Source organism: Parabacteroides sp. MSK.9.14, assembly GCF_019041495.1.
In the GTDB taxonomy this organism is placed as follows: domain Bacteria; phylum Bacteroidota; class Bacteroidia; order Bacteroidales; family Tannerellaceae; genus Parabacteroides; species Parabacteroides merdae.
Genome location: NZ_JAHPXO010000042.1, coordinates 25,334 through 38,226, shown reverse-complemented (window position 1 = coordinate 38,226; position 12,893 = coordinate 25,334). Strand labels below are relative to the sequence as shown.

Sequence of the window (12,893 nt, the reverse complement as noted above, 5' to 3'; positions counted from 1 at the left end):
ATTTGAAAGAGATCGCTGACATATGCGGTATCAATAAACCACTGAGCACGCATGTGGCCAGGCATACATTCGCGACCGTCGCGCTGGCCAACAGGGTTTCAATGGAATCCGTTGCGAAAATGCTCGGGCATACAGACATCAGGACAACCAAAATATACGCGAGGGTTTTGGACAAGACCGTTTCCGAAGAAATGAAAGGGATGAGAAGCAAATTCGTGGTCTGATAAGGACTGGAAAACAATCAGACCATACTTGAAGCCACCTGATTCCAAATGAAACTATCCCATAAAATGATTTCACTTGAGATTAGGTGGCATATCAACAAGATATGAGTATCGGTTTAGCATTTGAATCCGAGACTTCATCAAATACCATCTCTGTTCCTTATCCTGCATTTATGTTTGGAAAATTTGGTAATCATGTCATTCGTGCTGTGATTAACCGTTTTGATACTTTTAAGTTCTCAAATCTTAAAGATTCTTATTCCAATTTGGAGTCTATTAAGAACTTTATCAAGGGTTACTCATATTTAGCGGGAATCAATATTCTGGTATATGCCAAACAAGAAGTGTTGGATGATCTGACGCAGAAAGAGAAACTTTTTTGTGCAATATAGGTTCTCCATCAGATAGAACCATTGTTGTCAAAAGGCGGTATCGGATAAGGAACAAAGCTTTTCCGTCCGAAACAGATACAAGAAGTCTCTGTGAACGTACACAAAAATTATTACTTAACAGTTAAAGAATTGGTAAGTCTATGTTGGAAACAGAGAATATGTATCTGTGTATGGACCTCTCAAAAGCCGATTGGCACTCTTACGAGGATAGTTTTGGAACATTGGAAGAGAAGCGCCTTATCAGATATATTGAGTCAATATATCCAAAACTCACAAAGAAATACCACAACATATCCTTACTCCGTAATGAACAGGATTTGAATGGGAAGAATATGGAAGAAATACTATTTGACAGATAGTTATGCAAATCTGTGAGATTCGACATTTTGTATATACAATTTGGAAACCATCCAGTTTCTCCGTTCTGCTCAGATTCTCATATTCAAATCCTTGTATATAAAAATATGAGAAAAAGTCTAAAAATGATTTTTATTTGGCAGACGCATCTATATCCAGGCTATTCAGGTAATCCGCTACAAGCCGCTCGAGTTGTCCTCGTCTGAAATCAAACCATTTCTGACGGTATTCGCTTCCATCAATGACATATTTGAAATTTCTGAATGGCTTCCGTCCCGATACGGCTTTCCGCAACCTCTCTTTTATTCCGGCATCATCCGGTATGCAATCCCGAATGAAACGCTCCATGATCCCGAAGGACTCTCCCGGCTCCGGCGGGTCAATGCGGACGCAGTTCTCCCAACGCTCCACCTTCCTGTAAACTTCCTGATAATATTTGTCAAAATCTCCACACTCATAAGAACCGTATGAAGCTCCCGGCACGCTTTCGGTTTCCAAAGTGTCCGGATTCAAGAAACAGACCATTCCCATGCCCGTTTCTTCGGCGATGCCACTGATTACCTCTACCGGATATTTCGAATATTCTTCCATTTCCCGTCTGCTTTCTAAAATGTAATAAGCACTCACGAAAATACATCATGAGGTGGAAATAACAAAAGCTTTTACGAATAAATGTAACGCAATCTGTCATCCTCATTTCTTGCGGCAAAGAAAGTTGTTTTTCAGGTCGGTCCCGCAAGGCGGCCCTGCGGGCTGGTTGCTCGTGAAAAAATCTTCCTCACGCTTTGCGTGAGCGTATTTTTTCACGGCAAGCCTTGCCGGAGACCGCCGAAAAACAAACTGGAGGAAGCACAAGAAATAAGAATGCCTACCCGTGTAGGCCATGTATAACTCAAAAAAATATAAGGCTATGGCAGACAAGAGCACAGAAAAAGAAAGACTGTTCAACGAATGGTTCACTAAATCCTATGACAGACTGAGAGGGACGTTACGCCGGTACGGAATGCTGGACGAGGATAATTTCCATGACACCTACCTTTTCGTAAGGAAGCAGGTGCTAGTCCCCGGAAAGGACATAACGGATTATGACGCGTATTTTGTCGGATGCTACAAAAAAGCGGCTCTGGTAAAGATAAAAAGAGAGAACCGGTATGCCCATCCTGAAGACGATTTTTTCCTCAGATGCGGTGAGGAGGCGGAGTTTCTTTCCACGGACGACCTGAACGGATGTGAGAGGCTGGTAAGGGACATACTCCGCTTTATCCGGCAGAAATTCTCTTATGACGAATACCGGATGTTCATGCTCCGGTTCTACGAGGCCAGTTTCTCTTTCAAGGCACTGGCGGAATGCATGGGCATCTCAGCTATGGCAATATCACAGAAAGTATGCGCCATAGTGGAAGCGGTGCGCTCGCATAGGAGTTTTGCGTGGAGGAGCCAGATGCTGGTAATTGAAGGAGCGATATCCTGAACGGAAGTCATTTATCACCATTATAAAAGGAAAGGACTATGGCACTTATCGTATATAACAAGGAGAATTCCCGTCCGCAGGAAGTCACATACAAGGGCAAGCGGACCATCAATCTGGACAGCAGGGGAACTGTCTATCTATCAAAGATGATGTCAATTGAACTGGGTGTTCTTGGCGGAGGCCGGGTAAGCTTTGCGCATGATGACGAGACGGGGGACTGGTACATCTGCCGTACCACCGATGATGACGGGTTCATCGTATGGAAGGACAAAAGATGTGCAAGATTCTCTGCGGGGTTTATCGTGCACAGGCTCATGCGGCAGGCGAAGGTGGAGCGGAAAAGCGTACAGTTCATGATGGCGAAGACACCCATGGAGGTGAACGGAACGGTCTATTACAAGATACTGCTCTCGAATCCGATTTTAAGATAGGCTGTACATAAAATAAATATACACCAAGGAGTGTCTGACCGGGTATAGACCCGCTGGACGCCCCTTTCTTTTTGTCACACTCCATTGGCGGGACGAACAGGTTCCCATGTCTTTTCGTCTGTCATTCCCATCGTTCCACGTGTCAGCGTGAGTTCCGTGTACCGGTACGGACCATCTCGTCAAGCACATCCCCATGCTCGTCCAGATGACGGTTGAGCACATTGTCAAGGAATGCCGGTACGGTCATGCCCTCGCTGAGCAGGGGGAGTATGCGTGCCAGTCTGCGGTAGGTCTCATAACTGATATAGGTCTGCTTGCGGTGGACGTACTCCCTGCGGCTGAGATAGTCGGCACGATATGTCTTCATCCTTTCCGCAAGGGAGGTCCCTGACCGGACAGCGGGCTTGTGGAAAACGGTCGGCTTTTCTGTCCTGCCATCGGGTATGGATACAGACTCCTTCCCTTCCTTTCCCCTGTCTTCCTCTTTCTCTATCCCGTCCGGATGCGTCTTCGGACATCCGTCGGCATCGGTCTCGTGCGCCATGATCTCTTTCAGGCGTTCCTCATTCACGTTCATAAATTCCTTTCTTCTCATGCCTTTTGCCTGTCAGGATGGATAATGCATTCTATCTCTCCGGCCAGCGTATCAAGACCGCTGCCTTTCAGCAATTTCCCGGAAGGAGGGAAAAGCGTACTTCTGAAAAGGATCCGCTCCTCGGGGGAGGTTTCCCTGCCATAGCGCTCCATATCCGGTATGACCGTATCGAGAGCCTTCAATCCCAGTTCCTTGAAAAGAAGTCCGTACTGATAGGACAGCCTTTTGGATACACGCCCGTCCATCCGGTTCCAGAACATACGGATTTCCTTCAAGGGCATGTCCGGATTCTGCTGTATGAAGTCTTTCAGGGCCAATAAGAAGGAAAGGCTGCTTTGCATCACCATACGGTCCTGTATGATCGGGGTGAACACATAGTCCATATTGACAATCGTCTTAATGACTCCAGGCGAGTTCACCGTTCCCGGAAGATCAAAAAAGAGAATGTCACACCCACCTGTCAAGGGAAGTGCCGTCTTCAGTTCCTTGCCCGGAACGCTGGTAAGGACAGGATACGCCTTTTTGCCCGTCCGGTCGAACTGTCCGCACAACATACGCTGGAGATTCACGTTCTTTTCCACATTTTGGGTATCCCGACTGCGCAGCGCCTTGATACTGAACTGGGGATAGTCACAGTCCACGACCGCGACATTATATCCCATTACGTAATGAAAATAACCGGCAAGAAGCACCGTCATGGTGGACTTGCCCACGCCGCCTTTCTGACTGCTCATGGCGACAAAGACACATCGTTTGCTCATAGGCTTCCGAATGATTGGTTAATAATCGTTTTGTTGTCCCGTCCTTTTTTAATCACGCCGGCTCCTTGTACCGATGGTTTCCCATATCATGAAACTGTCATGTCATCTCGAAAACATTCCCGCCCCGCCGGTCCAAAGCCGTGCCGGAAGAATGCAGGAAGGCTGTCTGCCGGTACCGTACCATTTTCACGGGGTCCCGACATTTCCGGAGCTTGTCATGAGAAACTCTCATACTTGCAATACGATCTTCCATTTTCCTCTTGACATATTGACATAACATCATGATGGAATGTCAATAGCAGGAACTGTCGGAGCGCCGACATGGGGATATTCCGGTGACCGGGCATGACACCGTTTTTATATCCCGTTGCAAAAGTATGGCAGATGCCGCCAAATCCGGCTTTGGTGACATCAGATGTCATCAGATGTCACCAGATGTCCGGATACTAACAGATAACCAAGCGGTTATACTTCTCTTTAAAAGCGGGTATTGAAACAAAATTTGATCAGAAAAAAACTCTTTTTGTGTAAACGTTGCATGGCAATCCGAATTTATGAGGATTCTCTGTTCAAGCGAACAGAGCAAGTTGTGTCCTTGTCCGACAAAAGACTTTTGTCGGACAAGGACCAACTTGCCCGCCCCAAGGGCGGGAGAATCCGCTCCAAAGTCGCGGATTCTAGAAGAAAAAGTACAAACCAAAAATCTCATGTGTATGGAGAAAACAACAGGGATAAGGACGGGTAGAAAGCCCCAAAAAGATCCGGTAGACAAAAGTACAGTTTCCGACTGAATGCCGAAAAGAACATAGGAAATCCGTTTGATCGTAGATTTGTTCCGTGACCGAATATAAAAAGCCGATATCCTGCAAGATTGACTTGTTATGAGATATCGGCTTGAAAAAGAATGTATTTTATGAAAAAAGTCACCAATAATCCCATTCCAGTTTGTCTGTGTGGAACTGGAATAGGCATGAGAAGATCCATACACTTTTTCCGGAACAGCCTGTTTCCCATTATCCACTATAATAGCAATATCATGAGATCCGGGAGATAAATAAGAAGACAACTCATATTGTTGGGCTGTAGAAATATTACTATTAGTTCCAACCTCTTTCCCATCAATCCAAACGGTCGTTGGCTTAGTCCGTTCCATTATCAAACGGATACATGTACCTCTCCACTCCTCCGGTATACATACAGTCTTGTGTACAGTGCTATTTCTTCAAACACATACTCTTTAGAAAGAGCTGTAGTCTGACCGTATCTGTATTATAAATACCCTTTCTTTCATAACCGGTAGTACATGGCAGGAATAAAGAATCGGGACAACCAACCAGAAATAATCCCTGTTGCTGCTGTATCCAACTGTACCCCACAATTCCCGCTTAAAAGTATCCGATTTCAAGAATCAGAGCGAAATTGTTGAGTACAAGCTAATAGAAATCCAATAATTGACAATAAGACAATATGTTTAATCAAACACTTCATTCTTTTAGAGTTTCCAATTACATATTTTATGATACATATTTCACCCAAGTCAATCCTCAATGATCAGGCGAAGCCCCACATTATTGACACGCTGCCAGGGCAGATAAACACGGCGGGCAGTTGCTGTAGCATCTTTCGGACGGTCTATCCATGAACCGCCACGGGCCACGACCTGACGGGTATCAGCTGTCGCCTGGGCTTTTTCACTGTAAGGATAAGGAGCATACAGTGAACGAGTCCATTCCTGCAGGTTACCATGCATGTTGATCAGCCCGAACGGGTTCGGCCTGTAGTTATATCCATCGGACGGTATCATCATACCGTCATTGACCGTCTCAACTTTCGGCAGATAATTGTAATACGGGAACCAGGGATTATCCTTTGCCATCGGCTGCGGATCGATACCTGTTACCGCCATTTTTTCCAACTGGACATCCGCTAGGTTTTCATACGAGCCAAAGTTGGCATCCATCGCACCATACCAAAACGGCTGGTCGCTACCACCACGACAGGCCCACTCCCACTGCACTTCTGTCGGAAGCGTCACCTTCAATCCGGTCTTTTCCGAAAGTATATCGCAATACTTCATAGCTTCTTCATAGCTGACACGGATAACCGGCTGGTTCGGTTTATTGGCCGGATAACCGGGAGTTGTATGATCCTTCCAGAACTGTGCATAGATACGACTGTCATGCTCCGGAACCAACGCATTATACTGTTCGTTGGTCAACTCTTTTTCCGACATCCAGAAACCCTTTTTTACTTCGGCCTTGAATGCAGGGGCTTGATCCGGATAAGCATCATTCGTTCCCATTACAAACTTGCCTGCCGGTACACGTACGAAAGTGATCTTTACACCATCAGCCACTTCCACATCTTTCCGAAGTCCTGTTTCCTTTGATAACAGATTCTGAATATCTTCAGCCGTCAACGGCCATCTTTTCATCTTTACCGCTTTATGTTTTGCCGAAGTCACCTTTTCCGGCATTGCCGGACAGATTTCTCCTTTACCTTTCAGATAAGAAGCATAATCGGCCAACTCTTTACGCCAATCCACACCGGCATTGCCATATTTATCAGCCAGCTCCTTACGACGTGTATATTGGTCGTAACCATTCAACAGATCTGCATCGAATGTACCACGGCCCGGTGCATTCATATCAATCCACATAACCAGATGCTCCCATTCGTTGTCGGTCAGCTTCACATTATGATGTCCACGTTCCAACATACGAACAATCTCACTGGTAGAAGCATGGTACTCATACGGGCTCATGACATACATATCCGCTTCCGGCCCTTGGCGGTTCACATACGGATGGAAAGCCAGATAACTCTTCTGGAAATAACGTGTACCGCTCCAGTCGGTAATACCTACGGATGTCGTATCCTTGAAGTTCGGACGTTCCGGTTTGCTTCCATCGTGGCAAGCCACACAAGCACGATCAAGAATGGGTTGAATCTCATAAGCGAAAGTATAAGGGCGAACGCCGCCTTCCGCTATTTTCAATTCATGAGGTTGACGGGTAGAAGCCTGCACGCGTTTCGGAACAGGAATGGTATTCTGGTCTTCATGGCAACCGACACACGAAACGACTTCGCCCGGCATACCGGTCAGCCAGCTACGCATCCATTGTACGGCACGTCCGTTTTTATCCAACGGTTGCAAAGAAACAGGTGTATTGGCTGGAATCTTAAAGATAGCAGAGCCGTCTTTCTCCACAGGAACTGTACCCAGCAAACGCTTGATATCCCATCCTGCCTGGATACCGTGGTTATAATGATCGGATAATGTCCGGCGATACGCATACTCGTATGCATACACACGGAACGACTTGATCTCTCCACGCGGAACGCCTCTTAAGCCTTCGCCTTCATAGACATCCTGGATAAAGACAGTCGCTTCCTTTTCATTCGGTTTGATACGATCTGGGATTGCCGGAGGTATAGGAGTACTTTTCACCGGAACAGAATAGATCATACCGGCATCGTCGGCATTAGCAACCAATGTTAGGTTATCATAAATATCCACCAGGTAAATTCCCCAACGACTGTACGGAGACAGTTTGGCTGTTACCAAGAAAGTTTCGTCCGTCAGCGGATACGGTTTAATAAACTGCGGCCATACGCCGTTCACCAGTTCATCTTTTACTTCCGGAATGATCGGACGACCACGGAAAGGCAATTCCTGAATCATTCCTTTTTCTTCCTTACGGCTCTTTGCCGGATCAAAAATCATCAGACGACCGGAACGGGCCACTCCATGATGACCGGAGATAACTCCGACGAAACGGTTGGTATGCTTCGGTAACGGCTGCACATCGAAAATACTGTTCGGAAACATGGAACCGCTACCATACAGCGACTTCTGTTCGGTTCCGTCCGGATTCATGTGCATCACGATACGAGAGAAATAATGTGTCAGGTCGGTATACTCCCAACGGACATACATTACTTTTCCGTTTGCCATCACTACCGGATGCCAATTCGCATCCTGATCGAAAGTCAGACGGCGCAGGTAACCGTTACTGGGGTCATACAGAACCATATTACCAACCGCATCACTACCGTTTACACAAGGTACGCCTTGATAACCGATATTGGAGATCGCCAGCATACGTCCGTCAGGCAGATAGGTTCCATCGAAGAACTCCAGATCCGGTTCCGGGATATTGGTAACCTGCTTAGCCTCTCCGTTGTTGATATCCAATTCATGTACCTGCCATCTCCTTGTCGTATCCAAAGCGGTAAACATCAAACGTTTTCCGTCCCAGTTCAATACCAAGTCGGTAACGGAAGAACCGTCCACAGCCGGTTTATAAAGTACTTTCTCGCTCAATTCGCCACTTTGCAAGCCCGACAATTCAACCAGTTGAGCCTTAAAGTTCTTACGGCTGGCAGAACTTAGGTTCGACCAGTTGTTCGGCTGAATCCCCAGACTGCCCGCTCCAACGAAATTAGCTCTTTCGCCCAGATCGAACTTAACCGTCAACATTTTGTCGACATTCACATCCGGACTCATCAGCATCAACTTTCGTTTTAAAGTCAATGTTTTATTTGCCTTGTCGATAGCCTGAGCATCTCCGGTATAAATACCATCAAAACCACCAGCCAGCAACGACTTCAATTCACCGAAACGTTTATCCGCCAATACTGCATCAAATCCAGAACTTTTTTTCATGATACCTAAAGCCTCCTGAATAGCTTCCGGCTTCATCCATTCCAGTTCAGCCTGTATCTCCAAAACAGACAGTAAGCGGACTGTCAGATCTTTATATGCTGCCATCCGTTTGGATAGACTCGACTGAACAGCAGCCTTGTCCAGTTCGGTCTGAAAATAAGAGTCGTTCTTTAACTCTTTCATCATAGCAACCAGTTCCTTTTGGGTCCTGTCAAGCTGTTCAGAGGTAACTTCCTCCTTTATCTCACAACTGGGTTGTGCGGATAATGTACCTCCACTCAACAAACTGAAGGTCACACATCCTGTAATCAATAACTTCTTCCACATAGATGTTTATTTAATAACAAATTCGTCCATCGCTTTCCCATCCAGATACTCTTCATCCTGCGAAGCATACAGACCATCCATGATATAATCCACCTGCGGGAATGCAGCCAGTATTTTACGGATAAGTGTTGCTTTATCGGATTTATATATCGGAGCATTGGTATTCCACAATTGATCATGAATATCCTTTTCCGGTGCAGAAATGAGGATTTCTTTGATCTCCATCTGCTTCAGACGATTCAAATCGGCATCCAGACTGACCTCGTTATTCAACAGCAACGACAGGGCCGGAGCTAATGTAAAGTTCGGGCGGTTCACCTCCCCGACCAGTTTCTGAAGCCCCTCTATCGTATCAGGCGTACGGCCGACAGACTGTCTCAGCAACAAACGGATATTTTTCTTTGCCGCATAATCAGATAATACCTGGAAGGATTCTTTCAGCGAAGCATAAAACTGTTCCATCGTATAATTATTTTCGATGGTCCGCTGGGTAGAAATCAACAATTCGTCAGCACCTAGTATTTCCATCTTATCGATAACTCCTTTCATCGCCTCCATACTCTTCTGATAGAAAGGAGGATCATTATTTACAATTCTCAAATCCGGATACAGGTTCAGCCCCGAAGTCAGGTCGACCGTCATTTTCAGTTTCTGCCGTCCCAGCCAGCCGGCCTCCTGTTTCAAAGTCTCTTTTTCCCGGTTATGCAGATAACGCCAGTCGATCACGACACGGTCATAATGTTCGAAGAATGTCGGGCGTGAAAGGATTTCTTCCTTTACATCCTGGATATTACGCAGTACAAGCGCCCGTCCGATCGTATTCGCTACTGGAGTACTTTCCGGCATAACTGTCACGTCTGCCTTATTATCCAGGCAGACGCGGAAAATACGGACATTTCCACCAGCTATCGTATGGGCTGTGTTTTTACCAAACGATGTGTTCAGCATCACCTTAGGTGCATAGCCTACTGCCTGCATCTCCGAGCAATCGGTCGGTAATTCTTTGATATAAACTATTTTTCCCGCCTTTGTTCCGATCGAAAACTCTTTCGGTTCCCAAGACTCATTGGAGATCAGAACCGTATATTCGCCGTTTCCTCTCGTACAGGTCACAAGACTTAACTCCGGATTGGTTTCAAACAGTTGCACAGAAGTAAAAATATCTTCCATCAGTGCTTTCGTATGGTTCAGTATTGGATAAGGTTTATCCAACGGCTTTTCTTCCATCACCTTTACAGGCAATTCACATTGCGGTTGCTCTGTAACGCCATACGGAGAAGCGAGAACTGTCACTTTCCCTTTGCCTGCATTCAATTCGATGGCAGCCGGAAATTCATTACTTTTTTGCAATACAGTAGCGGAAGCCGGATAGATTAATTCGGCTAATGTGTAAGGAGCACGCTCCTTGAATGACTCACCTTTATATGTAATCGGTGCAGTACATACCTTTGTCTTTTCTCCGGTACGGATACCGGCTATTCCATCCGGCATGTTCTTCAATGAACCAGCCGTAATGACCAGATGACCACCAGCGTGTATATAGGCATTCAGTTTATCATTAATCTCCTGCCCCGGATGCAGTTCATCGGCAATGACCAATACCGGATATTGTTTCAATACCCACAGCGGGGCATCACTCATCAGACAGTCAGCAATATCTCCGTAAGGGTTCGGAGTGATAAACCCTCTTTCATCTTTATAATAGGAAGCATCCTGATAACCCGGATACAAAACATCAAGCATTCCGTCCGTCAGATAATCCGGCAACTCATACGGCAGATTCCCCCATACTTTATAAGCCTGTCTGGAATATAGATGACGCGGGAAAGACCAGCCGGAAAAGAAATCGGTCATCAATGCTACCGGTGTGTACATCACACCCGGATCACCGTATTTATCTACCCATTTAACCGCACTCTGCTGTATCTTTCCGATGGGACTCAGCTTCTTATCATCTATCCGCATGGACCCTTCAAAACCGACAGCCACACAATCGTACATCAAATGAGTATAGATCAACCGTTTCAGCAATCCGAGAGAGGTTCCCTTCAGCGGACCTCCGCTATTGTAATCATTATCGATACCTTCCGCATTCGAATCGTACGATTTCCATCCCCAACGATTCCATACGGAAGCATTTCCGAACCAGTTTACACCATACTGTTTCCCGGCTCCACGGATAAATGAATAATAGATCTGTGAGTTAGGCAAACCCTGCGCCGTTTCAGCTCCGATCAGGGTATAAACGCCTTCTTTCAGAAAATAATGTCCGAAGTTCAGAGAAACAAGCGTCGCCATTTTGTTTCCCAACTGATCGCCCATTTCCTGAAAATGACGCTGGAAATTAAAATATTGTTGTTTGCGATCTGCCCCTAAAGGATACATACGGGGAGCAAAACTACCGACATAACGCCCATCCTGTTCACCGTTATCCATGCCCAGCCAATGGTCGCCCAGTTCTTTCTCGAAAAGATCGAGTACGCCGTCCGGGATAACGAACTGGGTCCAGTACCCACCAGGACCAGAACCGGGAATATATCCCCAAAGGTCGAACAGATACAGGTTTCTTCTCTTTATCTCGGCAACGACCTCTTTCAGATTATCCTGAAAAACCAGCGGATAGGAAACCCACAGGATATCCCCTAGTTTATCTTTCACCACCCATTGATCGAGCTTTTGCTTGTAATCTCCGGAGAGATCACGAAGGGCTATAAACTGAATTTTGTTATTAAAGAAAGAGGCATCCGGCGATTTCACATGATGACGTTGATAATCGGGATGATGGGACGGGGGCATTTGATAGGGATACAGCTTAATACTGTTCTGTGCAAACGGTCGGTCAGGATACAACAATCCCAACGAAACAATAAGTATAAAAATCTTTTTCATAAATATTTATTATTGTTGTTACATTAACATAAAGACAACTGATAAACCGATTATCTTTTATCACAACAAAGTTTTGTTTACTTTTTGCAAATCAGCATCTTTTCGTCCATAAAAAAGTTTATAAACGAAATAAATATATATATTTTCAAATATAGATCTATAAAACTGTTCAAATCAGATTAATCCAAAGAAGTCGATAAGTATTCTTTTAGAACCAAACGAAGTTGCGCTAACGCCTTCTTCTGATACAGTTTTACAGTATTAATAGAAATACCCATTTCTTCCGAAATCTCGGCATAGGTCAAATTTTTATATCGGCTCAGTTCAAAAACCCTTTTATACTGGGAAGGTAGTTCTTTCACTGCTTTATCAACCCGCTCTATCAACTCCCTAGAAAGAACGTAATCGAGGGGAGATTCATCCAGAGAAAACAAAGTACTCCTTTCTACAACAGTATCATCCAACTCCACATATTCAGGTTGATTTTGCCTAAGGTATGACAAGCACGCATTATGAACAGCCCTGACTAAATAAGCCCTGACGGAAGTAATAACCAATGTCTCTCTGTTTTCCCATAACCAGCGAAATACATCACCGACAACCTCCTCTATTATATATTTTTCCGTGATGTAAGAACGTGCCTCATAACAAAGAAAAACATAGTACTTTTTGAATAAAAGCTCAAAAGTTTTATGATTTCCCTTCTTCAAGTCTAAAATCTCACCAACGACAGCCATTCTCCCTGATTAAATGCATTCCCTTATTAATGCATATATA

12 protein-coding genes are annotated in these 12,893 nt (G+C 45.2%); 4 read left to right on the top strand and 8 right to left on the bottom strand.

The genetic code is table 11. The annotated features are described in order from the left end of the window. Together KTG12_RS18195 and KTG12_RS18190 are read left to right on the top strand one after the other, a co-directional pair. Positions 1-224 (top strand): tyrosine-type recombinase/integrase (locus KTG12_RS18195; RefSeq protein ID WP_216945505.1); only part of this gene is annotated, 224 nt, incomplete at its 5' end. A gap of 104 nt (positions 225-328) precedes the next feature. Then, complete coding sequence (locus KTG12_RS18190) at positions 329-616, top strand: hypothetical protein (RefSeq protein ID WP_022321215.1); 288 nt, start codon at positions 329-331, stop codon at positions 614-616. Positions 617-1,105: 489 nt separating this feature from the next. Here KTG12_RS18190 and KTG12_RS18185 read toward each other — a convergent pair whose 3' ends face one another. Further along, positions 1,106-1,564 (bottom strand): UPF0158 family protein, encoded by a 459-nt coding sequence (locus KTG12_RS18185; protein WP_005645492.1) that lies wholly within the window; start codon positions 1,562-1,564, stop codon positions 1,106-1,108. Positions 1,565-1,883: 319 nt separating this feature from the next. Here KTG12_RS18185 and KTG12_RS18180 point away from each other — a divergent pair, with 319 nt between their 5' ends. Next, the gene (locus KTG12_RS18180) at positions 1,884-2,444 is read left to right on the top strand and encodes a hypothetical protein (RefSeq protein ID WP_005645490.1); all 561 of its coding nucleotides are present in this window, start codon (positions 1,884-1,886) and stop codon (positions 2,442-2,444) included. A 38-nt stretch (positions 2,445-2,482) separates the two neighbouring features. Then, positions 2,483-2,875, top strand: coding sequence for a hypothetical protein (locus KTG12_RS18175; RefSeq protein ID WP_005645488.1), 393 nt, complete (start codon positions 2,483-2,485; stop codon positions 2,873-2,875). Between the two features lie 142 nt (positions 2,876-3,017). On the opposite strand, the gene KTG12_RS18170 is transcribed toward KTG12_RS18175, so the two are convergent. The 7 genes from KTG12_RS18170 to KTG12_RS18140 form a co-directional block, all read right to left on the bottom strand. Further along, positions 3,018-3,470 carry a DUF3408 domain-containing protein gene (locus tag KTG12_RS18170; RefSeq protein WP_046452656.1) on the bottom strand — a complete coding sequence of 151 codons (453 nt, stop codon included), beginning with the start codon at positions 3,468-3,470 and terminating at the stop codon, positions 3,018-3,020. Next, positions 3,467-4,231, bottom strand: coding sequence for a ParA family protein (locus KTG12_RS18165; RefSeq protein WP_046452655.1), 765 nt, complete (start codon positions 4,229-4,231; stop codon positions 3,467-3,469). Before KTG12_RS18165 ends, KTG12_RS18170 begins: the two co-directional genes overlap by 4 nt. A gap of 97 nt (positions 4,232-4,328) precedes the next feature. Further along, positions 4,329-4,484, bottom strand: a complete 156-nt coding sequence (locus KTG12_RS18160; RefSeq protein WP_155144335.1) for a hypothetical protein — start codon at positions 4,482-4,484, stop codon at positions 4,329-4,331. 168 nt (positions 4,485-4,652) lie between these two features. Continuing rightward, positions 4,653-5,390: a hypothetical protein gene (locus KTG12_RS21905; protein WP_302655655.1), complete on the bottom strand. Its 738-nt coding sequence runs from the start codon at positions 5,388-5,390 to the stop codon at positions 4,653-4,655. A gap of 378 nt (positions 5,391-5,768) precedes the next feature. Continuing rightward, positions 5,769-9,227 (bottom strand): SUMF1/EgtB/PvdO family nonheme iron enzyme, encoded by a 3,459-nt coding sequence (locus KTG12_RS18150; RefSeq protein ID WP_005645482.1) that lies wholly within the window; start codon positions 9,225-9,227, stop codon positions 5,769-5,771. Positions 9,228-9,233: 6 nt separating this feature from the next. After that, on the bottom strand, positions 9,234-12,116 hold the full coding sequence (locus tag KTG12_RS18145; protein ID WP_005645481.1) for a hypothetical protein: 2,883 nt from the start codon (positions 12,114-12,116) through the stop codon (positions 9,234-9,236). A 179-nt stretch (positions 12,117-12,295) separates the two neighbouring features. Next, positions 12,296-12,853 carry an RNA polymerase sigma-70 factor gene (locus KTG12_RS18140; protein WP_005645480.1) on the bottom strand — a complete coding sequence of 186 codons (558 nt, stop codon included), beginning with the start codon at positions 12,851-12,853 and terminating at the stop codon, positions 12,296-12,298. Positions 12,854-12,893: the final 40 nt, after the last annotated feature.